The sequence below is a fragment of the Oceanicaulis sp. MMSF_3324 genome, assembly GCF_030733545.1.
Classification (GTDB): Bacteria; Pseudomonadota; Alphaproteobacteria; order Caulobacterales; family Maricaulaceae; genus Oceanicaulis.
In genome coordinates this window covers 84,456-106,700 of record NZ_JASHIU010000010.1, presented here as the reverse complement: position 1 = coordinate 106,700, position 22,245 = coordinate 84,456, and the positions used below count along the sequence as shown (strand labels likewise).

The window sequence follows — 22,245 nt, the reverse complement described above, 5'->3', positions numbered from 1 at the left end:
GCCGTCCGGATGCCGGGCGGCCCGTTTCTTATGAAGCCCACCGGTGGTAAAGGACCGAGCATGAGCCGCGACCCCATTCATGTCTCAACGCCGGATCCCGCCTGGGCGGATGAAGGCCTCGCCTGGGCCGACGCCGTCTGCCGGGCGCTGGGCTCGCGCGCCCTGCGGGTGGACCATGTGGGTTCGACCGCCGTGCCGGGACTGGCGGCCAAGGATGTGATCGATATCCAGGCGCTGGTTGTCGATCTGGATGATCCGGGTCTGGTCGCAGCCATGAAGGCTGCAGGCTTTGTCCATCGCGCGGACAATACGGGCGATGACCCTCATCCTGACACCGCGCCCGTGCTGGGCCCGGATGACTGGCGCAAGCTGTATTTCCGCGAAGCTGCGGGCGAGCGCCGGATTCATATCCATGTGCGCCGCAATGGCGCCGCCGGGGCGCGCAACACCCTGTTGATGCGTGATTTCCTGCGCGAGGATGAGAGCGCGCGCCGCGATTATGGCGACTTCAAAATGGCGTTAGCGGAGAAGACACGCAGCGACCGTTCGGCATATCAGGCGATCAAGCGGCCCTTCATCTCCACGGTCTTGCGGTCCGCGGAGAGCTGGGCGGAAATTCAACGCTGGGCGCCGGGCGTGCCCGATTCATACTGGAGAACCGAAGAATGAGCTGGAAACTCGGGATCATCGGCGGATCGGGGCTTTATGGTCTTGAAGGGCTTGAGGATGTGCGCAAGGAGACGGTCGAGACCCCGTGGGGCAAGCCGTCGAGCCAGCTTGTGCACGCCCGTCTGGAAGGCGTGGATCTGGTGTTTCTGGCCCGCCATGATGAAGGCCACCGCATTCCGCCCAGCGATCTGAACTACCGCGCCAATATTGACGCGCTCAAGCGCGCCGGCGTGACCGATGTGCTGTCCCTGTCGGCTGTCGGCTCGCTCAAGGAAGAGCTGGCGCCGGGCGCTTTTGTGGTCGTGGACCAGTTCATCGACCGCAGTTTTGCGCGCACCAAGAGCTTCTTCTCCGAAGGCTGCGTCGCCCATGTGGCGATGGCGGACCCGGTGTGTTCGCGCCTGTCCGCGCTGGCGGCGGATGCGGCCGAGGCCGCAGGCGTCGAGACCGTCCAGCGCGGCGGAACCTATCTGGTGATGGAAGGCCCGCAATTCTCCACCCGCGCGGAAAGCCAGCTCTATCGCCAGTGGGGATGCAGCGTGATCGGCATGACCAACATGCCCGAGGCCAAGCTCGCCCGCGAAGCCGAGCTGCCCTATGCCAGCGTCTGCATGGTCACCGACTATGATTGCTGGCGCACCGAAGACGCTGATGTCGACATCTCCGACATCCTCAACACCATGAAGGCCAATACGGCGCATGCGCACCAGCTGGTGCGCCATCTGGTGAAGACCATGGCCGCAAACCCGCGAACCGACAGCCCGCAAGGCATCGAGAAGGCGCTCGAATACGCCATCATCACGGCGCCAGAGAAGCGCGACCCGGATCTGGTCAGCAAGCTCGATGCGGTGGCGGGGCGCGTTCTGAAGGCGTAGGCTTTGGGGCCTAGGCTTTGAAGGACTGCCCAAGATGATCCGTATCCTGCTCGGCGCCAGCGCGCTCGCCCTGTCTGCTGCACTCGTCTCCCCGCTTCAGGCCCAAGCGCCCGCGCCGGCCATGGACGCGTTCGAGACCGGCCAATGGGGCGCGGCGGAAACCGCAGCCGCCAGTGTCGCGACGGATGTGGACGCCTTGCTTCTGGCGTCCGAGGCGGCGCTGATGCCGATTACGCTCGATCAGGCCGACGGGATGTCGCGTCGGGAGCGGCGCCAGGCCGCGTTGCGGGCGCAGGAGTATGCCGAGGCGGCGCTGGAGCTTGAGCCTCAGAACGCCAACGCCCATCTGCGCCTCGCCGCCGGGCTAGGGTATCAGTCGCGTTATGTGAACAAGCTCCGCGCGGTGATGATGGGGCTGCCCCAGCGCGGGCGCGATCACATGGTCGAGGCGATGCGTCTGGACCCGTCAGAGCCCTGGGCGCCCGCCATGCTGGGCGCCTGGCATCTGGAGGTGGTCCGTCGGGCGGGTGAGGGCATGTTCGACGCCAATGAAGCCGAAGGCCTGTCGCTGATGCGTCAGGCGGTGGAGATGGACGGCGCCCCCGCCGCCATTCCCTATCGGTTTGCGGTCGCGCTTGTGGCGGCCGATCCGGTCGCGCATGCCGATGAGGCGCAAGCCCTGCTGAACCGCGCGCTTCAAACTGCCGACTCCGACGCTGTGGGGCGGGCCGTGTCTGAGCTCGCGACCGGGCTCCTGGCGCTGCTGGAGACTGATCCTGACGCGGCACAGGCCGAAGCGGTGCGTCTGCTCGAAGAATAAAATCAGTGCGTTACGCTAAAGGTTGTCAGCTCCAAGTCAGAAAACCCCGATGTCGCGTCAAAAATAGTGACCATTATCTTCTTGCCATACGGTAAGTGATATGGCGCATTATGAGCATGAAGAAGGCGGCCCAAGATTTCTTCCGCCAGTTCTCCGATGACGAGGCGTGCCTCGCGCAGCTGTTCAATGTGCGTTTCGGCCAAGGCCATACCTGCCCCAAGTGCGAACGATCGGCCAAATGGTATCGGAGCGAAGCCGAGCGGGCCTTTTCCTGTCAGTGGTGCGGTCATCATATTCATCCGACAGTCGGAACGCCCTTTGAGAAGTCGTCACGTCCCTACGGCTTTGGTTTTACGCGATCTTTCTGTTCACTAAGTCCCGCAATGGCGTTTCAGACAAGGAGCTAGAGCGCCAGTTGGGCGTGACTTACAAGACGGCTTCGCGCATGGGATCATGAGATCTGTAAGCACATGGCGGAACTAGACGGCGACAACCGTCTGCAGTGGGAGGTCGAAATTCACGAGAGCTATATCGGCGACAAATCCAAGACCGGCAAACAGGGCGCGGCCCCAAAAAAAGCCCATCGTGTTTGGCATGGTCGAGCGTGACGACGACGTGATCTCTTTGGTCGTACCGGACGGCAAGTGCGAGACGCTACAGGCCCCCATTCTCACCAAATTAAAGCCCGGCTCTACCATCTGCACGGACGGCAATTGGAGCTATCACGGTCTTGAGAGACACGGCTATGTCCACAAGGTGATTGACAAGGACAGAGAGAGCTACGCCCGCATGGGCGTTCACGTGAATAATATCGAAGGCTTCTGGCGCCATCTAAAGGCAGGTATCAACGGAACTTATATCCACGTCAGTGCAAAGCACCTCAACAAGTATGCCAAAGAGTTTGAATTCCGCTTCAACTGTCGCGATAGTCCTGAGAGGATGCTTCCGGAGCTACTGAGCGTTTTCCCTGACATATTCGATTTAGAGCAGCATTAAACGTTGCCTTCTAGAGGGCGCATCGTCTTTGTGCTCCGCCTCAAACTCTTCGATACGCCCCTCTTTTGCGCGCCCCTAAGCGTTACCATCTTTGGATTTTCTCTGATTTATCTCTGACTGAAGCCGCGCGCGCTGAATAGCAGCAAGCTCAAACGGAAGTGCAAGAGAAAAAACGAATGCAAAAGCAGAAATGCCCGCGAAGATATTGTGAATGAAATAGAAATTATTCCATTCCGCATGCTCAATAACTTCTGTGACAACGAGAAGGCCTAATACAGCAATGTAGAGCACGAACAAATAGTTCAATCTCTGCAGGTCGCCTTGTATTTCTTTGGCGTTAAGCCATGCTGCCCGCCAGCTCCCCGGCATAACCATGCTTGGGTCACCCAGTATCGAGACCACGGCAAAAAGGGAAGCAGCTAATATTGAGAATGTAAGCCCAATGTATTCCGATGGGCGTTCTGAAAGACGGACCTCGTCGCCCCAAAAATAGCCAACAACCACCCCGACAGCCACGGCCGCAATGAGCAAGATTAAACGGCCATAGGCTAGCTTTGGCATGATTAGCCCTCCAAGACCCCTGACTCGAATAGTTCATCCATCGCCGACGTTAGCTTGGCTTGAACGTCCACTGGGCTGAGCACGTGCTTATTGCCTTCCGCGCTGTAGGAGCGCTTTACTGACATCCTGTCGCGAGTAAGGCGGAATCCGTTCTTCAGCACAATTGCAAACTGGCCGTCCTCGTCGCTGTCCAATAGGCTCGTAGCCATATCTGCCGTAAGCGCCTTGACCTGCGGCATTTTCCAGTCACGCCCAGGCTTAAGACTCAAGCGGCCAATCAAATGCTCGGCAGCTTCAATTTCTTCAGGCGTAAGGCGCCTGCCAACCAATGCCATCAGTGGGTTCATTCCCGGTATCTGGCCGTTCCTCACCAAGTGGTCCAGTGTCTCACGGAAGCCGCCTATATCCAGATCAATCTCTTCGATACCGGTAGCAAACGCTCGCCGAAAAACCTCGCGATCAACGCGCGCCTGAAGTGCGAATTGCCGATACTCCTCATCTTCAGAGTGACTATCGATAAACCGATGCAACAGCGCGGTTATTCGTCCTTCACGAAGGGTGCTGTTATGCGTGGTCCACACCACGTCGTTGCCCCGGATAAGCAGGAAAACCTGCGACTGAATGTACTCTTTGCCGTCAGGTGGGCTCTCAGTGTCGGTCTGTCGCTCGCGCCCAGCTAAAGCGGCCTCAATCACCGCAGCTGGGGCACCCTGCTCATAAGTAACCATGTGCAAAAAAAGCTCACCGTCGCCTGCCGGACGCCGCGCTATCGTGCAACGCTGATCACCCCAAACATCAAAATCTGGCGCAATCTCATCCGCCACGGCCTCAAGGCACTCGCGTAGAATTGGCTCAAGCGCATGACCTTCATTGAACCACGCCGCGTAGCGATAGTGAGCTGTCTTTTTCATATAGCACCCCCGGCTTTTTTGGGGAGGCTTGCACGCTAAGCGTTAGTGGTCAATTCCGCATGCTCAGGAGATAATGACTAAAATATTTGACATCGAGTCTGTGATTTCTTACATCTCATCATGTCAAAAAAATTCGACATGAGATCAAAGGAGTTTGACATGTCGTTCCAAGAAAAAAGCAATCTGGTCATGACGGTCATCATCGCCCTGGTCTACGGGGCCTATTTTGCGGCGGTCATGCCGCCGGCCTTGAGTGAAGGGCCATCCATGGAACAGGTCGGGCCCTATCTGTTCGGCGCGGTCGTCTTCCTCGTCATTGGCGGGGTGGTCGCGCACATCCTGGTCGCCATGGCGGCCCCCAAGGAGTCCGACGAAGCCGATGAGCGAGACAAGCTGATCGAGATGCGCGCGGACGCCCGCTCCAGCTATGTGCTGGGCGCGGCGGCTTTGCTCGCCCTGGGGCTTGGCCTGACCGAGCAGCATCTGTTCTGGGTCGTGCACATGATCCTTGGCGGTCTGGTGGCGTCCGAGCTTGTGAAGGGCGTGCTGCGCGCCATCGATTACCGCATGGGTGTTTGAGGAGGCGATCATGTCGTTTGAAGAGAAATCCAATCTCGCCACGCTCGTGATCGTCAGCGTGATCTTTGGCGGGTATTTCATCAGCCTCGCCAGCCAGGCGGTTTCAGGCGGCTTGCCCGCCGACGTGCCCGGCGCGGCGTTCGGGCCGGTCTTCATCGGCCTGTCCATCGGCCTGGCGATCTGGATGACGCTGGTTCACATCATTCTGGGCGTGCTGTTTTCCAAGGAGGCTGAAGCGGGAGCGGACGAGCGCGACCGCCAGATCGAAACCCGGGCCGATGCCGGGGCGGGCTATGTGCTGGGCGCGGGCGTGTTCGCCGCCTTGTTCATGCTGGTCTTCAATGTCTCGGGGTACTGGATCGCCCACGCCTTGCTGGCCGCATTGGTGGCGTCCGAAGTCTACAAGGGGGTGCGCCGAGCCATCCTCTACCGGCTGGGGGTCTAGATGGCGAAAGCGACCCGCATCAAAAATCGGATCCGCGAATTGCGATTTCACGCTGATGAGATGACCCAGGCCGAGCTGGCCCGGCGGATCGGCGTCACCCGCCAGACCGTCCTAGCGATTGAGCAAGGCAAATACTCGCCTTCCCTGGAAGTGGCGTTCCAGATCGCCGAGGTGTTCGGCGCGCCGCTCACCGATGTCTTTGAATATGCGCCTGAGGGCGCCCCCTGAGCCTCAGGCGTTTGTCGCCCCTGCATGCCCGGCGTGCGGGGGCGACTGTTTACTGGCTGGCCCAGACGATGCGCGCCATCCAGACCAGGTCCCGGGTCGCGATGGTGCGATTGTCATAGGCGGGGTTGAGCGAGATCAGTTCAACGTTCTCGGCGGTGACCCGACCCAGCTCCTTGGCCATCACCTCACCCGCGCGGGTCTTGGCGACGACCCGGTCGCCGCGCCGGGGCGAGGCATCGGGGCTGATGACAATGCGGTCGCCATGGCGATAGACCGGCGCCATGGAGTCCCCGGAGATTTCGAGCGCATAGGCGCCATCGCCTTCATCGCCGGGGAAGCGGATGTCTTCCCAGCCCGACCCGATGGGAAAGCCGGCATCATCGAAATAGCCATGATCGCCCGCCTGCGCGAACCCCAAAAGCGGTACGGAGCGGCCCTGGTTGCGGCCCAGGGCGAGCGCGGCGAAGTCATCAAAGCTCACACGCGTGGCCTCGAGTGCTTTCGCGAGGCTTTCCGTGGACGGCCAGCGAGGTTTGACGCCGTCTGCGCTGGTGCGTTTGGAAGGATTGAATGTGGTGGGGTCCAGCCCGGCCCGGCGCGCCAGGCCCGACGGGGTTAGCCCGGCGCGATGCGCCAGGCGGTCAATTCCGGTCCAGATCTGGGCGTGGGTCAGCATCGGCATCCCGTCTAACGCGACTCTTTTTACTCCTATAGCAGGAAAAAAATCCTTTTGGAATGGAAAGGCGCCGTGCAAAGCCGTCTGGCGGGCCGGGACGCTTGCACCGTGCCGTCCGGCGTCGTATCGGCCTTGGTCATGACCGAGCTTATCTATCGCATTGCCGATCCCGCCGCGCTCGCGGCCGCGTCGCTGTCAGGCGCCTATGAAGGCGAAGCCCATGACAAGGCGGACGGCTTCATCCACGCCTCATCGCTGGACCAGCTCGCCGATACGCTGGAGCTGCACTACGCCGCGGTGGACCGTGTGGCCGTGGCCGAGATCGATGTAAGCGCTCTGGGCGACACCCTGAAATGGGAAAAGTCCCGGGGCGGCGCGCTCTTCCCGCATATTTACGGGCCCTTGCCCTTTGACGCGGTGACCGGCGTGCATCTGATCAAACGTGATGATGAGGGCGCCTGGCGCCTGCCGCCGGAGTTGAGCCTATGAGCGACGCCCTCGCCAAAATGCTGACCCTCTTGCCGGCGGAAACCGCGCATCGCACAGCCTTGATGGGGCTGAAGTCAGGGTTCGGCCCCAGAGCGAACACGCCAGCCGACCCGGTTCTGAAAACGGCCCTGGCCGGTCTTGAACTGGCGCACCCGGTCGGGCTCGCCGCCGGGTTCGACAAGAACGCCGAAGCGCCGGATGCGCTTCTGAACGCCGGTTTCGGCTTTGTGGAAGTGGGCGCGGTGACGCCGCTCCCCCAGGCGGGCAATCCGCAACCGCGCCTGTTCCGCCTGCGCCAGGACAAGGCGGTCATCAACCGCATGGGCTTTAACAATGAGGGTCTGGATGCGGTGAAGGCGCGACTTGAAGCGCGCCAGGACAATCCGTCGAAAGCGGAAGGCCCTGTGGGCGTCAATCTGGGCGCCAACAAGGATTCCGAGGACCGGGCCAATGACTACGCCATCCTGCTCAAGGCGCTGTCCGGGCTGGCGGATTTCTTCACGGTCAACATCTCTTCGCCCAACACGCCCGGCTTGCGCACGCTTCAAAGCGGGGATGCGCTCGATGAGCTTCTCAAGAAGGTCAACGATGCGCGCTGGGCTGAACCGGTCTTTCTCAAGGTCGCGCCCGATCTGGAGACGGCGGATATCGAGGCGATCGTCAAAGCGGTCGAGACCCATGCCCTGTCCGGGCTGATCGTATCCAACACCACCCTGGCGCGCCCCGAGAGCCTGCAGAGTCGTCACAAGGACGAAGCGGGCGGACTGTCCGGTCTGCCGCTCAAGACGCGCTCTACCGAGATTCTGCGCCAGTTCCGTCGCCTGACGGGGCCGGATCTGCCGATAATCGGCGTGGGCGGGGTGGACGGTCCGGATGCGGCCTATGCCAAGATCCGCGCCGGCGCTGATGCGATCCAGCTCTATACCGCGCTCGTGTATCAGGGCCCCGGCCTGGCGCTCAAAATCCGCGATGGACTGGCGGAGCGTCTGAAAGCGGACGGGTTTGAACGCCTGTCTGATGCGGTCGGCGTTGACGTCTAGGCGGTGAAGCTGCGCTTCAGCCCGGACCAGCCGACCATCAGCGTGCCTGCACGCACCAGATAATAGAGCAAGAAGGCGAACCACAGCCCGTGGGCGCCCCAGAGTGGGCGCATAACGGCGTCCAAGGCCAGATAGATCACGAGCGATGCGATCATGGCATTGCGCATGAGCGGGCCCTGGGTGGCGCCGATCATCAGCCCGTCGAGCTGCCAGCTCGGCATGCCCAGAAGCGGCACCAGGGCGCACCAGATCAGAAAGGTGCGCGCCGAGGCGCGGGTCGCCTCATCCGTGGTCATCATGGTGATGAACACATCGCCCAGCATCAGAAAGCCCAGGCTGAGGATCAGCGAGAACACCAGCGCCAGCTCGCTGGTCAGACGGAAAGCGCGCATCAGCCGCGACCAGTTCTTTGCGCCCGCCGCCCGTCCGGTCTCGGCTTCGGTGACGTGGGCGAACGCGTCCAGGAAGAAGGCGCAGATCGAGATGTACTGCATCAGAATGGCGTTGCCCGCGAGCACATCGGCGCCCTCGCGCAGGCTGGCGATGTTGAACCAAGTGAAGCCCGCCAGCAGCGCCAGGGTGCGCAGGAAGATGTCGCGATTGACCGAAAACAATCGGCGGATCGCCTCGCGGTCCCAGAAGGCGCTTTGCCGGGCGGTTCCGCGACGCTTCAGGATCAGGGCGATGATGACGCCCGCCGCCAGAAGGTGCAGCCATTGCGCCACGGCGCTGGCGGCGCCCACGCCTTCAACGCCCATGTCGAAACCCAGCACGAACAGCACGGACAGGCCCGCATTGAGCACATTCAGCACGCTTTGCAGGATCAGCGCGCGCCCGGTCAGCCCCAACCCGATCAGCCAGCCATAGATGGCGAAACCGGTGAACGCCGCCGGCGCGCCCCAGAGCCGCGCATTGACGTAATCGCGGCCTAGCATCTCCACATCGGCCGGGCTGTCGAAGAGGGCGAACACCGCGGCTTTCAGGGGCGTTTGCAGTACCAATAGCGCCAGGCCGATCGTCGCGCCCACGGCGCCGGCGCGCCAGAGCACGGCGCGGACCTCGCCTTCATCGCTGCGCCCGTCCGCCTGGGCGGTCAGGGCGGTGGCCCCCATGCGCAGAAAGGCCACGGACCAGAAAAAGACGTTGAAGACCAGACCCCCCAGTGCGACAGCGGCGATGGAGTTGGTTTCCGCCGTTCGACCAATCACGGCGAGATCCACCAGCCCCACCAGCGGTGACGCGATGTTCGCGCCCATAATGGGCAAAGCGCGCAGGAAGACCTGCTTGCGGGTCAGGGAGAGGGCGGTCATCGGGGCTGGATAGCCTCAAGCGCTCTGGCTGGCGAGTTTGAAATCAGTCCGCGAGCGCATCGCCCAGCGCATCGCCGGAATCCCAGGCCAGTTCGGCGCGGGGGCCAAGCCGCCAGTCGCCGGCGCATCCCAGCGTGCCCGACGGGTCCAGCCGGTATGGCATGCCCGGCGCGTCGGTCACCAGGGCATAGCGCCAACGATGCGCCTGGCTCCATTCGGGCATGGGCAGGCCAAAGCGAATGAAGACCTCTTCGGTCAGCGCGCGTGTGACGGTCTCCGGGTCGCTTTCGAGAAAGGCTTCGGACCAATCGGGCGACGCATGAAGCACCCAGGCATCCGGTCCGTCCTGGCCGGGACGCGAGTTCATCCGGGCCATCCAGCGCACCGACCCGCCCAGCAATTTGGCGCCGTCAAACCCCAGATCAACCGGATGGGGCGGGACGGTCATCACCGCCCAGCAGGGCGAGAGTCGGGCCTCCAGCGCCTCTGCGATCAGGTCTGAAAAGTCGCCATCACTGCGTGCGAGAAACTCGATCAATTGCTCAGGCGGCAAGGTCAGGGCCAGCCGGTCGAATGGGCCGTCGGACTGGCCATCCTCGAAATGCAGGGTCCATGCGCCCGGTTCGCCACTGACATGACGGGCGCGAGCGCTGGTGTGAACCTCAAACCCGTCCAGCGCATGCTTGACGATGGCGCTCATGCCCGGCGTGCCGACCCAACGGGTCTTGTCGCGCAGGGCTTCGGCATTGCCGCCCCGGTCGATCGAGACGGTGCGCCCGGTCCACAGATCGGCGGCCCCGGCGGTCTGCGCCTCTTGCAGAAGGGTGGAAAAGCTCTCGCCCTTGGCGGTGATGAACTGGGCGCCGTGATCAAAACGAACAGGGCCAAGCGGTGTTTCGGCGCGGCGCGTGGACATGCGCCCGCCCAAGCCTCGTCCCTTGTCGAAGAGAACCGTATCCACGCCGCGTGCGGCCAGAGCGCGGGCTGTCGCGGCGCCGGCCAGACCGGCTCCAATTACTGCTGCGCGTCGCTTCGCCACCCTGTCATCCCCATGTCTGTGGTCTATTTGTTGTTAGGATATGGAGCCAGAAAGTTCAAAAGCCGGTGAATCCACCCCTGATGATGCAGTCCCAACTGCATCTGTCGAGGTGTATTACGATGGCGACTGCCCGATGTGCCGCGCCGAGATCGGATATTACCGCAAGCGCGGCTCTGATGCTCTGTTCACGGATCTAACCCAGGATGCAGCCTCTCCCGAGGGCGTGTCCTGTGAAGCGGCGCTCAAGCGCTTTCATGTGCGCGACGAGACCGGGCGGCTGCGCTCTGGCGCCGCCGCGTTCGCAGCGCTGTGGCGCGCCACGCCGGGATGGCGGTGGCTGGGCGTGATCGGTGGGCTGCCGCCCTTTGTCTGGATCGGTGAGGTTCTGTATCGGTTCTTCCTGCCTATAAGGCCCTATCTGCAGCGCCTTGTGCGCTGGCTGATGCCGCAGAGCGCGTCATGAGCGGTCCTGGGCCCCGTCGACGCAAGGCGGATTTGCCTCAGAAAACCTGCCCGGTTTGTCAGCGCCCGTTTGCTTGGCGCAAAAAATGGGAACGCAACTGGGAGAGCGTCAAATACTGTTCCCGGCGCTGCGCCTCTCAACGTCACAAGGCTTGATGTCTCCAGCATGACAAAAGTCTCACCTGACCGACAGCGTGCGGTTAGGTGAGCTGTCCTAGCGTTCGGATCAGAGGCTGATACCGGCTCCAGCAGAGAGCGGCTCCGTCTCTTATGGTCGAATTAGGAGAATATCTCATGTCCATCCTCACCGTTATGCTCGTCAGCGCCGCAGGTCTCTCGCTCAGCACGGTTTCTGACGCGAGTGAGCCTCGTGTCGAAGAAACCGAATCCGTCAATTACGCTAACGAACTACTTTTGACCGATGAAGGCGTTCAGCAGGTCCGGGGTCAGATCGCGAGCGCGGCGCGTTCCGTCTGTCTCACAAATGGTCATTTGACGGCGCGCTTCAGCCAGGATACGCGGCGTTGCATTGAGAACGCCTATGGCGAAGCCATTGAACAACTAGAAGTTCGGGTCGCCGAGGCGCGTCAGGTGTCCCGCAGCTATGCGCAGGCGGTTGTGAACTCAGCGGAAGCCGCTCAATAAATCCGCCAAATCCGAATCAAAGCAACAACAGCCTTCTTGCTCACGAGGCTGTCCCCCTGGCCCCCGCTCATTCTGATGAGCGGGGGATTTCTTGTTGCTGGAGACATTGGAGAAGCGTTGCTTTGGTATGCATTCTTGCAGGTCAGACCTGCACCAGCATGAGCGCAGTCGTCACATGGCTGTCGCATGATCCTGTCAAAACCTACCTCGCCGGGATCAACCGGCCTGGTTGGAACGACGAGCCGCCAAGATAGTGGTTCGCATATGAAGCAAGGATTTCCCCGATGCGTTTTGTTGCTGTCGCCCTGATCGCCGCCGCCCTGACCGGCGCCGCCTCCGCTCAATCTGTCGAGACCGTTGAAATTGAATTCCGTCCGTCCGATCTGACCAATGTCGAGCGTCTGGACGCCCTGCGTGAGCGTATCCGCCTGGCGGCGCGTGATGTTTGCGATGTTCATTCCGCTCGTTCGCTGGCCGAACAACGTGTGGCGCGTGAATGCGTTGCTGAAGCGCGTCGCGCTGGCGAATCCCAGCTCAACATTGCTGTGGCGCGCGCCAACGGTGTGATCGAGATGGCGGCTGAAGTGCGCTAGTCGCACGCTCCATTTCCGGAACATGAAACGCCCCGCCGGTCTCCCGGCGGGGCGTTTTTTGTGCGTCATGGGGCTGAAGCGTGAAAGCGGCTAGCCGTTCGACTTGATGGGTTTGATCAGGAAATGGCCGTGCAGATTGGCGATGGGGGCGGCGCGACGCTCTTGCCAGGCGTCCACGCGCACATTGGCGACGCGTGACCCCTGTCGCGTGATGGAGGCGCGGGCATAGACATCCTGGGGTTTGCCCGGACGCAGATAGTCCACGGCCACATCGATCGGTTTGGGCAGGGTGGCGAGATCGGTGAAGGCGAGAAGGCCGGCGGATGCGGTGATTTCCATGAACGCGCCAATGGCGCCGCCATGGAGCGCCGGGATCAGCGGATTGCCGATCAACCACTCATCATAGGGCAGGATGGCCGTCAGCTCGTCGCCATGGTCGTCAAACCTGACGCCCATGCGGGAGACATAAGGGCTCGACTGGAGCTTTTGCAGACGCTCATTCATGACGATGCGCCTCCGGCTTTGTCGTTCGCCATATGCTGCTCCACCTCGGCGCGCGCGCGTTCCGCCGCGGCCTGGCTGGCTCGGGTCACCATGAAGGCGGCGTGGGCTGTGGCCACGGGATCGTTTTCATCGCCGTCATGGGCGATGGCGCTGACAAAGGCGATCAGGCCGGACACCTTGATGGTCTTGGCCTCGGCGACCACATCGCAGCCCGGCTTGGCGGGTCGCATATAGTCGAGGCGCAGATCGAGGGTGGCGACCGCCTGGTCCCCGCCGAGCCCCGCGAAGGCGGCTGTGCCGCAGGCATGGTCGAGCAGGGCGGTCACCACGCCGCCATGCATCACGCCGGTCTCGGGGTCGCCGATCGATTCAGCCTGATAGGGCGCGCGGATGACCGCTTCGCCCGGGCTGACCCGCACCAGCTTCATGCCCAGCGCCAGCGCATGCGGACTGCCATCGACCAGAAGGCCGGCCAGGGTGTCGAGTTTGTCTTGCAGGGTATCGCTCATGGGAGCGTTTGTAGTGGTAAGCGGACGCGCTTTCCAGCCGGTCAGTCACGCAGTCTGCGGCGCACCAGGGTTTCGAGCCCTGTCACCACTTCCATGCGCTCTTCGCGGGATTCGCCTTGCAGATCGGCGAGCCGCCCCAGCGAGGCGCGGTGCAGCTGGATGATCTCGCGTTCGCGATCACCCAGGGTTTCGACGCTGCCCAGGAAACGTTCCAGCGACCGACCGATCCGGGCGGACAGTTCATCGCCCCGACGCAGCATGGAAAAGATGATCGACTGGGCCTGGGCGCGCGCCGCCTGCAACGGCGTCGTCTTGCCTTCGGCCACATCCCGGTCGCGTTTATACGTGCCCGTGCCGTCCGCACTGCGCACCCGGCGGTCCGGGCCGCTGTAATTGGCGGTCTTGATGAAGGAGCGAGGCCGCTGGGTGATTTCGGTCAACCGTTCGGTCACCCCGCGCGGGGAGACGGGGCGCAGGGCCAGCGTGTCTGCGCCGGCATCACGGGCGGCTTCGATATCCAGCAAGGTGTTCTTGGTGGACAGGATCAGGGTTGGGGTGCGGTTCACCTCGGCCTTGGCTCGGCGCAGCTTGCGCACGGTCTGGGCGGCGTCCAGGCGATCATCGCGCCAATCCACCACCATGACGGACTGATCAGCGTTTTCGGCGAACCATATGGCGGATTCCGGCGTCGAACAGGTCTGGATGCGTTCGGCGCCCGCATAGCGGAGAATGTCGACGGTCAGACGGCGGGAAAAGGGCGTGGGGTCACAGACAATGACCGCACGCTGTTTCCAGTCCAGGCTGTCGCCCGCTGGTGTTTCGTCGCCAAAATCGATGTCGAGCTCAGCCGCCACGGAATATCCCTCACAGGTTGGTCAGACCTGTGTAGCGGCAAGAGGTGGAGATTGTCTTAGCCCGGCTGCGAAAGCTGTTAGCGCTTGGTAAATGCGCGGATCAGGTGCACGGCCAACCAGATCGGCAGGACGATCACCGCGCCCAGGAAGAAATAGCGCAGGGCCCAGCGCAAGGAGGCGCCGATGGAGTCAAAGAACGACGCCCAGGCGTCTCCCACGGTCTGGAAGAAATCGACCCACAGATCAGCCGGATCGACCTGGAACACCGCCAGGACCAGCCCTACGAGAACACACAGGAGAAAGACGATCATGAGATCGGCGAACCGCACGCTCAACACGCGCTGGAGCACGGACTTGCGTCCGGTTGATTGCGGGGTCTGATCACTCATGATCGTCTGTCTCTCATGCAATTAAGGCCGTATCGCGGCGATCAGTTGTCCTTGTGGATTTCCACCTGATGCGGATACGGGATCTCGATGTCGTTGCTGTCGAAGGCGATCTTGACCTTCTTGTTCATGTCGAAATGCAGCGCCCAATAGTCCGAGGCCTGGCACCAGGCGCGCACCACATAGTCCACGCTAGAGGCGCCATGCGCCTTCACTTCCACGAACAGGGCTGGCTCCTTCATCACGCGCTCATCGGCCTCGAAGGTAGAGCGCAGCACGCCGATGACCTTGTCGATGTCATCGTCATAGCTGGCGGAGAAGACAAAGTCGCACCGGCGGGTTGGATAGGCGGAATAATTGGTGATCACATCGCCCCAGGACTGACCGTTGGGCACGATGATCTGCTTGTTATCGGGAGTGTTGAGCTCGGTATAGAACAGGGTGATGTCCTTGACCGACCCTGAGGTGTTCGCGATCTCGACATAGTCGCCGATCTTGTAGGGGCGGAAGAAGATGATCATGACGCCCGCCGCCACGTTCGACAGCGTGCCCTGAAGGGCGAGACCGATGGCCAGGGTCATGGCGCCCAGAGCGGCCACCAGCGAGGTCGTCTCGACGCCGAAGCGGGTCAGGACCGCGATCAGGACGACAGCGAGTACGCCATATTTGGCGATCGATGCGAAGAAACTCGCAATCGTGGGGTCCATCTTGGGATTGCGGTCGGGAATGGTGCGGATGGTCCGACCGACTGCGCCGGCGATCATGAAGCCGACGATCAGGATGATCGCAGCCATGCCCACATTCATGACCATCTGCAGGCCGATGGTGGTGATGTATTCCTGAGCGCGCTCGAAATCGATCGCGGCGGTCGTCGTGCTCATGTCCGGCAAGTCCCCTGAAGGTCAAATCTACTATGCAAATCCGATAGCATTAATTCACGGGACGGTCGAACCGTTCCGCCAAGAGCGTGTGAAGGCTTGTGAGCCAGTCCGCCTCGCCGGCCGGCTTATCCCAGCGGATCCGGTGAATGCGCGGAAAGCGCATGGCGATGCCGGACTTGTGCCGGGGCGAACGGTTGAGCCCTTCAAAGGCGATCTCCAGCACCAGTCCGAAATCGGGACGCGCCTTCACCGCGCGCACCGGACCGAAGCGATCAACCGTGTTGTCGCGCACAAACTTGTCGAGCTGTTTAAGCTCGTCATCGGTGAAGCCGAAATAGGCCTTGCCGACCGGCGCGAGCACCTGCTCGCCGTCTTCCTCGCGCCAGACGCCGAAGGTGAAGTCGGAATAGAAGCTCGAGCGCTTGCCGTGCCCGCGCTGGGCGTACATCAGCACGGCGTCCACCAGGAAGGGATCGCGTTTGTATTTCCACCACGGGCCTTTGGGGCGTCCGGCCTGATAGGTGCTGTCGCGGTGCTTGATCATTACGCCCTCGGCATGGGCGTGAGGCGGATCGGCGCGCAAAGCATCGAGCGCGCTCCATTGCTTGAAATCGATAGTGTCTGACAGGTCGATCCGGTCGGAGGGCGTGCGCGCGACCAGCGCTGTCAGTCGCGCCCGGCGGTCCATCAAGGGCTCGCGACGCAGGTCTTCGCCTCCGTCGACCAGAATGTCATAGGCCCGGATGAAGGCCGGCAGCCGGGTCATCATCGCCTTGGAGACCGTCTTGCGATTGAGCCTTTGCTGAAGATCAGAAAACGGAGCGACCTCGCCGTCGGGCGTGCGGATCAGCAATTCCCCATCGATGGCGCCTTCAAACTCAAGCGCCGCCAGGACATCGGGGAAGGTATGGGAAATGTCGTCCCCGGTCCGGGTGTAAAGCCGGCGCACGCCCTCTTCGCTCACCGCCTGAATGCGGATTCCATCCCATTTGTATTCGGCGATGAAATCGGATGGGTCCAGCGCCTCCAGCCCGCCCTCTTCCACCGGATGGGCCAGCATGACCGGGCGGAAGGGCGCCTTGGCGGCGTTGACCGGTTTGTCGGCCTTGCCCTCCAGCCAGGCGAAGAGGGGTTCATAGGGGGGCTCCAGGCCGTGCCAGAGCTCTTCGATTTCAGTGACATCGACATCACCGAAGCGGGCGAGCGCGGTCTTGGCGAGCCGGGCGGACACCCCGACCCGCAGGCCGCCGGTGACCAGTTTCAACAGCGCCCAACGCCCCTGGGCGTCCAGCGCATCCAGCCAGCTCTCGATCAAAGCGGGCGCGCCAGCGCGAGAGACGCTCATCAGGCCATCAATCACTTCGACAAGATCAGGGGAGCGATTGGCGCCATGGCGTTGCGGCCAGATCAGCGCTGCGGTCTCCGCCAGATCGCCCACATAGTCATAGGACAGTTCAAACAAGACCGGATCGACCCGCTCGCTGACGAGCTGCCGGATGGCGGCGGCCTTGGCGGTCTTGAAATCGAACGCGCCGGTCAACGCCGCCAGGGCATAGCCGCGGTCCGGATCGGGCGTGGCGCGAAAATGCTCGACCAGCAGGCGCAGCTTTCCATTGCGCTGGGGCGTGTACGATAAGCGGTCCAGAAGGGCGGCGAAGCTTTCCATGGTCTGAGCATATAGGATACGCGCACCAGATTGCCGCCCAAGGGCGCAGGCGCGCTGATAACCCCAGTCGCTTTGGGTTTTCGTTTGCCCCTCATGCCTGTATCCCTGTTGCCATGTAAAGTTTACGGCGCGCTCACCGATAAGAGCCGCTGTGGTGATGGGGAGCATCATGAGCGAGCAAGGGCGCGATACTGCGCAGACCGAACACCAGACCGGATTTCTCGGTCTGATTGAGCGGGCCGGCAACCGACTTCCGGACCCGGCCTTCATTTTCCTCTATCTGATCATCGCCATGGTCGTCATATCGACCGTGACCGCGATCATGGGCCTGTCGGCCCTGCACCCGACCCAGACCAATCCTGACGGCTCCGCCGTGCTGGTCGAGGCGCGCAGCGTTCTGAGCGCCGCCAGCCTGCAACACCTTCTGGTCGAGATGCCTGATATTTTCACCGGCTTCCACCCGCTGGGTTATGTGCTGGTGGTGATGCTGGGCGCGGGCGTTGCTGAACGGGCCGGCCTGTTCGGCACCGCCATGCGCGCTGCGGTGCGCGATGTGCCGAAAATGCTGCTGACCCCGGCCGTGGCGCTGGTCGCCATGATGGGCAATCTGGCTGCGGACGCCGCCTATGTGGTGCTGATCCCGCTGGCCGGCGTGATCTTCGCCGCTGCGGGCCGTCACCCGGTGGCGGGCATTACGGCCGCTTTCGCCGGCGTGTCGGGCGGCTTTTCCGCCAACCTCCTGCCGGGCCAGCTCGATGCCCTCCTGTTCGGCGTCACCGAGGCCTCGGTCGTCGCTCTGGTGCCCGAATGGACGATGAACATTGTCGGCAACTGGTACTTCATCGCCGCGATGACCTTTGTCTTCATGCCGGTGATCTGGGTCGTCACCGACCGTATTGTCGAGCCGCGTCTGGGCCCCTGGACGGGCGGCGCCTCCACCAATGCGAAGGATGACGACAGTGATCCCGAAGCCCCGCTGACCGAGGGCGAGAAGAAAGGCCTGTGGCGCGCGCTCTGGGCGGTCCTGTTCGTCTGCGTCCTCTGGCTCGCCATGACCGTGGATCTGCCCGCGCTCGTGACGGGCGGCGCAGTGTCCATGTATGGCGGCGACGTGCCGCTGCTCGACGAGGCGGCTCTCGAGGCCGGGCAGGGCGCGGCGATCGCGCTGGTGCCCTTCTTCCAGTCTCTGGTGGCGGGCTTCATGATCCTCTTCCTGCTGGCGGGCGTGGCCTATGGCCAGGCGGCCGGCACGGTGAAAACCCATCGCGACGTGGTCTCGATGATGGCCGAAGCCATGAAGGATATGGGCTATTATCTCGTGCTCGCCTTCTTTGCGGCCTATTTCGTGGAAATGTTCAACCAGTCGCGTCTGGGCATCATCACGGCCGTGAACGGCGCGAACGCCATCGAGCAGTCGGGCCTGCCCCTGCCGGTCGTGCTGGGCCTGATCGTGCTGTTCTCGGCGGTGCTGAACCTCTTCGTGGGCTCGGCCAGCGCCAAATGGGCGCTGATGGCGCCGGTTCTGGTGCCGATGCTGATGCTGCTGGGCGTCAGCCCGGAAATGGCCACTGCGGCCTATCGCGTGGGCGACGGCTCAACCAACATCATCACGCCGCTGATGGTCTATTTCCCGCTGGTGCTGGTGTTCTGCCGACGCTGGGTGGACGGGTTCGGCATCGGGTCCCTGACCGCGAGCATGCTGCCCTATTCGATCTGGCTTTTGATCACCGGCATCATCATGACGATGGCCTGGGTCTTCCTCGGACTGCCCCTGGGGCCGGGCGCGGAAGTGGGCTACGTCCTGCCGAACGCCAACTAACGACAAACGCCGGGAGCCCCGCTCCCGGCGTTTTCATTCCAGACCGGAGGCGCGCATGCCTGTCATCCTTCACCATCTCGAACTGTCCCGCTCCGAGCGGATCATCTGGCTCCTTGAGGAGCTGAACGCGCCCTACGAGATCAAGCGCTACAAGCGCGATCCGCAGATCCGGCTGGCCCCGCCCGAGCTGGCCGAAAAGCACAAGCTGGGCAAGGCGCCCCTGCTGGAGCTCGAAGACGGCGCGGTGATCGCGGAAACCGCTGCAATCGCGCAATATCTTCTCGATCGGTTCGATCCCGACCATGCCCTGCATCCCGCACCCGACGCGCTGGGGCGTCTGAAATATCTTGAATGGATGCATGCGTCCGAAGGCGCGGCCTTCCTGCCCTTCCTGATGAACACCTATTGCGAGGCCACGGGGCTCAAGGACTCCCTGCTCGACCAGTTCATGGAAGGCGAGCGGGCCAAGGCCTTCGCCCATATCGAGGCGCACCTGAAGGACAATGATTATTTCGCAGGCGAAACGTTTAGCGCCGCGGACTGCCTGATGGGCTTCCAGCTCGACGCCATGGCCCAGCGCGGCGGCGTGCAGGATGGCTCGGCGATCAAGGCCTGGCTCGACCGGGTGCATGACCGCGACGCCTACAAGGCGATGCGCAAGGTGACGGACGCGGATTAAAGCCCCATCGCCTCATTGATCAGGTCTTCCTCGCTGGCTTCGGCCATGATGGCGTCCATCGCCTCGCCATGCCGGATGGGTTCGCGGCCCACTTCCAGCATGACGGGCACGGCCAGCGGGCTGATCTGATCGAGATGCACCGCCTCCACATGACCCGCCACGCGCACCAGCGCGTCTGACAGACGGCGCACATCCAGCAACCCCGCCGCGGCGTCCGCCCAAGCGGCTTGCATGAGGATGTGATCGGGTTCGTGATCGCGCAGCACATTGTAGATGAGGTCGGCGGAGAAGGTGACCTGCCGCCCCGTCTTCTCCTGACCCGGAAAGCGGCGCTCGATCAGCCCGGCGATCAGCGCGCAGTTTCGAAACGTGCGCTTCATCAGATCGCTCTCGGCCAGCCAGGCGTCGAGATCATCGCCCATCATGTCTTCGGAAAAGAGCGCGCTCATATCCACGTCCGAGAGGTCCTTGCGGCCCCAGACCGCCAGCGCATATTCGTTCGCCACGAAGCCCAGCGGCTGCTTGCCCAGGCGCTCGAGCCGCCGCGTCACCAGCATGCCCAGCGTCTGGTGGGCGAGGCGGCCTTCAAACGGATAGCAGACGAGCCAGGACTTGCCCGCCCGCGGGAAGGTCTCCACCAGGAGGCTGTCGGGCGCGGGCAGTCTTGATTTGCGCTTCTGGATTTCCAGCCAATCGCGCACTTGTTCAGGCAACAGGTTCCAGCGATCAGGATTGTGCACCAGCTCGCGCACCCGCGCGGCGAGATAGGTGGAATAGGGGAATTTGCCGCCTTCAAAGCTGGGGATCTTGGGGTCTTCGGCGCTGGACCGGCTGACCAGGCAATCGCCGCCGCTCACGCCCTCAAAGCTCAATATCTGGCCCGCGAACATGAAGGTGTCGCCGGGACTCAATTGATCGGTGAACCATTCCTCGATCTGGCCCAGCATCTTGCCGCCCATCAGCGTTGCGCCCTGTGCGCCGCCCGAGACTTCGTCCGGGCGGACCAGGCCGCGATTGCCGCGGCCGCGCTTGGGGCCTGACGCGCCCGTGCGTTTCGCCAGCCGCACATTGAGCATGGGCGCTTCGATGATGGTGCCCACATTCATCCGGTGGCGCTGGGCCACATCGCGATTGCGGGCGCGCCACAGACCGTCACGGCTCTTAACGAGGCGCTTGAACCGGTCATAGCTGCCCAGCGCATAGCCGCCATCGGCGACAAAGGCATGCACCCGGTCAAATGTCTCCCGCGGCAGCTCGGCATAAGGCGCCGCCGCGATGACTTCCTCGTAAAGCGCGTCGGTCTCGAACGGATCGCCACAGGCGCGCCCCATGACGTGCTGGGCCAGCACATCGAGCGCGCCCGACTTCAAGGGATCGCCATCGAGCGCGCCCGCTAGCACGGCTTCGGTGGCGCAGGCGCATTCGAGATGCTCGAACCGGTTGGTGGGAACCAGCAGCGCCCGGCTTGCGGCGTCCAGCCGGTGATTGGCCCGCCCCAGCCTTTGCAGAAGCCGGGAAGTGCCTTTCGGCGCCCCCATCTGGATCACCAGGTCCACATCCCCCCAGTCGATCCCCAGATCGAGGGTGGAGGTGCACACCACGGCTTTCAGGACGCCCGCGCCCATGGCCGCTTCCACCTTGCGGCGCTGCTCGACCGACAGGGAGCCGTGATGCAGCGCGATGGGCAGATTGTCGTCATTGATGGCCCACAGCTCCTGAAAGGTCATCTCGGCCTGAGAGCGGGTGTTCACGAAGATCAGCGCCGTGCCTGCGCCCTTGATCTGCTCATACACCGTCTTCATGGCGTGTCGGCCCGAATGGCCCGCCCAGGGAATGCGTTCTTCGGGCGTCATGATCTGGACCTCAGGCGCCGCGCCCGCGCTGCCCCGGACCAATTGCGCGAAACGTGCATTTTCCGCGCGTGCCTGCGCAGACAGCCAGCGCGCATGGCCCATCTCGTCCTTCACCGTGGCGGACAGACCCACTCGGCGCATGTTGGGGGCGTAGCGCTGGATTGTCGCCAACCCGAGCGCGAGCAGATCGCCGCGCTTGGACGGTGCGATGGCGTGCACCTCGTCGATGATCACGCATTGGAGGTCTTCAAAGAAGGCGCCGGCGTTCTCCTGGGCGCAGAACAGGGCGATCTGTTCAGGCGTCGTCAGCAGGATGTCCGGCGGCTTGGCGCGCTGGCGCGTGCGCTTGCTCGCGGGGGTGTCGCCGGTGCGGGTCTCGACACGCAGATCCAGGCCCATCTCCTCGATCGGCGTCATCAGATTGCGCGCCACATCCTGGCTGAGCGCCTTGAGCGGACTGATATACAGCGTGTGCAGGCGATGGGGGCGGTCCTTGCCCTCGCGCTCTGCAATATCGGCGAGATCAATCAGGCTCGGCAGGAAACCGCCCAGCGTCTTGCCACCGCCGGTGGGCGCGATCAGCAGGGCGTCCGTACCCGCTTGCGCGGCGGCGACCATTTCGCGCTGGTGCGCGCGCGGCGCCCAGCCCCGGCTTTCAAACCAGGCTTCGAACCGATCAGGCAGGGCGGGGAGGCGGGCGTGCTTCATCACCGAAACAGATAGCATGCGCGCGGGCCGGGCACAGGCTTTCCTCTG

General features: G+C 62.9%; 29 protein-coding genes. 16 read left to right on the top strand and 13 right to left on the bottom strand.

The features are described 5' to 3' along the window. The first annotated feature begins 60 nt into the window (after window positions 1-60). Genes RBA95_RS11040 through RBA95_RS11030 form a run of 3 tightly spaced genes read left to right on the top strand, consistent with a single transcriptional unit; the run spans window position 61 to window position 2,364 of the window. The gene (locus tag RBA95_RS11040) at window positions 61-669 is read left to right on the top strand and encodes a GrpB family protein (protein ID WP_306016914.1); all 609 of its coding nucleotides are present in this window, start codon (window positions 61-63) and stop codon (window positions 667-669) included. Then, entirely contained in the window at window positions 666-1,544 is an 879-nt protein-coding gene (locus RBA95_RS11035; protein ID WP_306016913.1) for an S-methyl-5'-thioadenosine phosphorylase, read from the top strand. Before RBA95_RS11040 ends, RBA95_RS11035 begins: the two co-directional genes overlap by 4 nt. Window positions 1,545-1,578: 34 nt before the next feature. Further along, window positions 1,579-2,364, top strand: coding sequence for a hypothetical protein (locus RBA95_RS11030; protein WP_306016912.1), 786 nt, complete (start codon window positions 1,579-1,581; stop codon window positions 2,362-2,364). A 2-nt stretch (window positions 2,365-2,366) separates the two neighbouring features. Here RBA95_RS11030 and RBA95_RS11025 read toward each other — a convergent pair whose 3' ends face one another. After that, window positions 2,367-2,654 carry a hypothetical protein gene (locus RBA95_RS11025; protein ID WP_306016911.1) on the bottom strand — a complete coding sequence of 96 codons (288 nt, stop codon included), beginning with the start codon at window positions 2,652-2,654 and terminating at the stop codon, window positions 2,367-2,369. Between RBA95_RS11025 and RBA95_RS14530 the strand changes: the two genes are divergently transcribed. Both RBA95_RS14530 and RBA95_RS11020 read left to right on the top strand, forming a co-directional pair. Continuing rightward, complete coding sequence (locus RBA95_RS14530; RefSeq protein ID WP_371933606.1) at window positions 2,553-2,771, top strand: hypothetical protein; 219 nt, start codon at window positions 2,553-2,555, stop codon at window positions 2,769-2,771. The two genes, RBA95_RS11025 and RBA95_RS14530, sit on opposite strands and share 102 nt — an antisense overlap. A gap of 121 nt (window positions 2,772-2,892) precedes the next feature. Next, window positions 2,893-3,360 carry an IS1595 family transposase gene (locus RBA95_RS11020; RefSeq protein ID WP_306016946.1) on the top strand — a complete coding sequence of 156 codons (468 nt, stop codon included), beginning with the start codon at window positions 2,893-2,895 and terminating at the stop codon, window positions 3,358-3,360. Between the two features lie 75 nt (window positions 3,361-3,435). Here RBA95_RS11020 and RBA95_RS11015 read toward each other — a convergent pair whose 3' ends face one another. Next, complete coding sequence (locus RBA95_RS11015; RefSeq protein WP_306016910.1) at window positions 3,436-3,921, bottom strand: hypothetical protein; 486 nt, start codon at window positions 3,919-3,921, stop codon at window positions 3,436-3,438. Between the two features lie 2 nt (window positions 3,922-3,923). After that, on the bottom strand, window positions 3,924-4,832 hold the full coding sequence (locus tag RBA95_RS11010; protein ID WP_306016909.1) for a hypothetical protein: 909 nt from the start codon (window positions 4,830-4,832) through the stop codon (window positions 3,924-3,926). A gap of 159 nt (window positions 4,833-4,991) precedes the next feature. On the opposite strand from RBA95_RS11010, the gene RBA95_RS11005 reads away from it, so the two are divergent. From RBA95_RS11005 to RBA95_RS10995, 3 genes are read left to right on the top strand one after another with little or no spacing between them, the layout of a single operon-like run. Then, window positions 4,992-5,411 (top strand): hypothetical protein, encoded by a 420-nt coding sequence (locus RBA95_RS11005; RefSeq protein WP_306016908.1) that lies wholly within the window; start codon window positions 4,992-4,994, stop codon window positions 5,409-5,411. A gap of 10 nt (window positions 5,412-5,421) precedes the next feature. Next, a complete protein-coding gene (locus tag RBA95_RS11000; protein WP_306016907.1) occupies window positions 5,422-5,856 on the top strand; it encodes a hypothetical protein in 435 nt (144 codons plus the stop codon). Further along, window positions 5,857-6,084 carry a helix-turn-helix transcriptional regulator gene (locus tag RBA95_RS10995; protein WP_306016906.1) on the top strand — a complete coding sequence of 76 codons (228 nt, stop codon included), beginning with the start codon at window positions 5,857-5,859 and terminating at the stop codon, window positions 6,082-6,084. 49 nt (window positions 6,085-6,133) lie between these two features. On the opposite strand, the gene RBA95_RS10990 is transcribed toward RBA95_RS10995, so the two are convergent. After that, window positions 6,134-6,766: a helix-turn-helix transcriptional regulator gene (locus RBA95_RS10990; RefSeq protein ID WP_306016905.1), complete on the bottom strand. Its 633-nt coding sequence runs from the start codon at window positions 6,764-6,766 to the stop codon at window positions 6,134-6,136. A 66-nt stretch (window positions 6,767-6,832) separates the two neighbouring features. Between RBA95_RS10990 and RBA95_RS10985 the strand changes: the two genes are divergently transcribed. After that, the gene (locus RBA95_RS10985) at window positions 6,833-7,249 is read left to right on the top strand and encodes a DUF952 domain-containing protein (protein ID WP_306016904.1); all 417 of its coding nucleotides are present in this window, start codon (window positions 6,833-6,835) and stop codon (window positions 7,247-7,249) included. After that, entirely contained in the window at window positions 7,246-8,289 is a 1,044-nt protein-coding gene (locus RBA95_RS10980; protein ID WP_306016902.1) for a quinone-dependent dihydroorotate dehydrogenase, read from the top strand. The genes RBA95_RS10985 and RBA95_RS10980 overlap by 4 nt, the downstream gene beginning before the upstream one ends. Here RBA95_RS10980 and RBA95_RS10975 read toward each other — a convergent pair. Beyond that, window positions 8,286-9,599: an MATE family efflux transporter gene (locus RBA95_RS10975; RefSeq protein WP_306016901.1), complete on the bottom strand. Its 1,314-nt coding sequence runs from the start codon at window positions 9,597-9,599 to the stop codon at window positions 8,286-8,288. The genes RBA95_RS10980 and RBA95_RS10975 overlap by 4 nt on opposite strands. 43 nt (window positions 9,600-9,642) lie before the next feature. Beyond that, a complete protein-coding gene (locus RBA95_RS10970; RefSeq protein ID WP_306016900.1) occupies window positions 9,643-10,638 on the bottom strand; it encodes an NAD(P)/FAD-dependent oxidoreductase in 996 nt (331 codons plus the stop codon). A gap of 40 nt (window positions 10,639-10,678) precedes the next feature. Between RBA95_RS10970 and RBA95_RS10965 the strand changes: the two genes are divergently transcribed. The 4 genes from RBA95_RS10965 to RBA95_RS10950 all read left to right on the top strand — a co-directional run bounded on the left by RBA95_RS10965 (window position 10,679) and on the right by RBA95_RS10950 (window position 12,338). Continuing rightward, complete coding sequence (locus RBA95_RS10965; RefSeq protein ID WP_306016899.1) at window positions 10,679-11,101, top strand: thiol-disulfide oxidoreductase DCC family protein; 423 nt, start codon at window positions 10,679-10,681, stop codon at window positions 11,099-11,101. Next, entirely contained in the window at window positions 11,098-11,256 is a 159-nt protein-coding gene (locus tag RBA95_RS10960) for a DUF2256 domain-containing protein (RefSeq protein ID WP_306016898.1), read from the top strand. Before RBA95_RS10965 ends, RBA95_RS10960 begins: the two co-directional genes overlap by 4 nt. 138 nt (window positions 11,257-11,394) lie before the next feature. Then, window positions 11,395-11,745: a UrcA family protein gene (locus RBA95_RS10955; RefSeq protein WP_306016896.1), complete on the top strand. Its 351-nt coding sequence runs from the start codon at window positions 11,395-11,397 to the stop codon at window positions 11,743-11,745. 284 nt (window positions 11,746-12,029) lie between these two features. Beyond that, the gene (locus RBA95_RS10950; protein WP_306016895.1) at window positions 12,030-12,338 is read left to right on the top strand and encodes a UrcA family protein; all 309 of its coding nucleotides are present in this window, start codon (window positions 12,030-12,032) and stop codon (window positions 12,336-12,338) included. A 90-nt stretch (window positions 12,339-12,428) separates the two neighbouring features. Here the strand turns inward: RBA95_RS10950 and RBA95_RS10945 are convergent, their stop codons facing one another. The 6 genes from RBA95_RS10945 to RBA95_RS10920 form a co-directional block, all read right to left on the bottom strand. Then, window positions 12,429-12,842, bottom strand: coding sequence for a PaaI family thioesterase (locus RBA95_RS10945; RefSeq protein ID WP_306016894.1), 414 nt, complete (start codon window positions 12,840-12,842; stop codon window positions 12,429-12,431). Beyond that, the gene (locus tag RBA95_RS10940; RefSeq protein WP_306016893.1) at window positions 12,839-13,351 is read right to left on the bottom strand and encodes a PaaI family thioesterase; all 513 of its coding nucleotides are present in this window, start codon (window positions 13,349-13,351) and stop codon (window positions 12,839-12,841) included. The genes RBA95_RS10945 and RBA95_RS10940 overlap by 4 nt, the downstream gene beginning before the upstream one ends. 41 nt (window positions 13,352-13,392) lie before the next feature. Then, the gene (locus RBA95_RS10935; RefSeq protein ID WP_306016892.1) at window positions 13,393-14,205 is read right to left on the bottom strand and encodes a response regulator; all 813 of its coding nucleotides are present in this window, start codon (window positions 14,203-14,205) and stop codon (window positions 13,393-13,395) included. Window positions 14,206-14,282: 77 nt separating this feature from the next. Further along, the gene (locus RBA95_RS10930; RefSeq protein WP_306016891.1) at window positions 14,283-14,594 is read right to left on the bottom strand and encodes a DUF6460 domain-containing protein; all 312 of its coding nucleotides are present in this window, start codon (window positions 14,592-14,594) and stop codon (window positions 14,283-14,285) included. Between the two features lie 41 nt (window positions 14,595-14,635). After that, window positions 14,636-15,472 carry a mechanosensitive ion channel family protein gene (locus RBA95_RS10925; RefSeq protein ID WP_306016890.1) on the bottom strand — a complete coding sequence of 279 codons (837 nt, stop codon included), beginning with the start codon at window positions 15,470-15,472 and terminating at the stop codon, window positions 14,636-14,638. 49 nt (window positions 15,473-15,521) lie between these two features. Further along, on the bottom strand, window positions 15,522-17,138 hold the full coding sequence (locus tag RBA95_RS10920; protein ID WP_306016889.1) for a cisplatin damage response ATP-dependent DNA ligase: 1,617 nt from the start codon (window positions 17,136-17,138) through the stop codon (window positions 15,522-15,524). A 169-nt stretch (window positions 17,139-17,307) separates the two neighbouring features. On the opposite strand from RBA95_RS10920, the gene RBA95_RS10915 reads away from it, so the two are divergent. Beyond that, window positions 17,308-18,957 (top strand): AbgT family transporter, encoded by a 1,650-nt coding sequence (locus tag RBA95_RS10915; RefSeq protein ID WP_306016888.1) that lies wholly within the window; start codon window positions 17,308-17,310, stop codon window positions 18,955-18,957. Window positions 18,958-19,012: 55 nt separating this feature from the next. After that, on the top strand, window positions 19,013-19,636 hold the full coding sequence (locus RBA95_RS10910; RefSeq protein ID WP_306016887.1) for a glutathione S-transferase family protein: 624 nt from the start codon (window positions 19,013-19,015) through the stop codon (window positions 19,634-19,636). Here the strand turns inward: RBA95_RS10910 and RBA95_RS10905 are convergent. Then, complete coding sequence (locus tag RBA95_RS10905; protein ID WP_306016886.1) at window positions 19,633-22,197, bottom strand: ligase-associated DNA damage response DEXH box helicase; 2,565 nt, start codon at window positions 22,195-22,197, stop codon at window positions 19,633-19,635. The genes RBA95_RS10910 and RBA95_RS10905 overlap by 4 nt on opposite strands. Window positions 22,198-22,245: the final 48 nt, after the last annotated feature.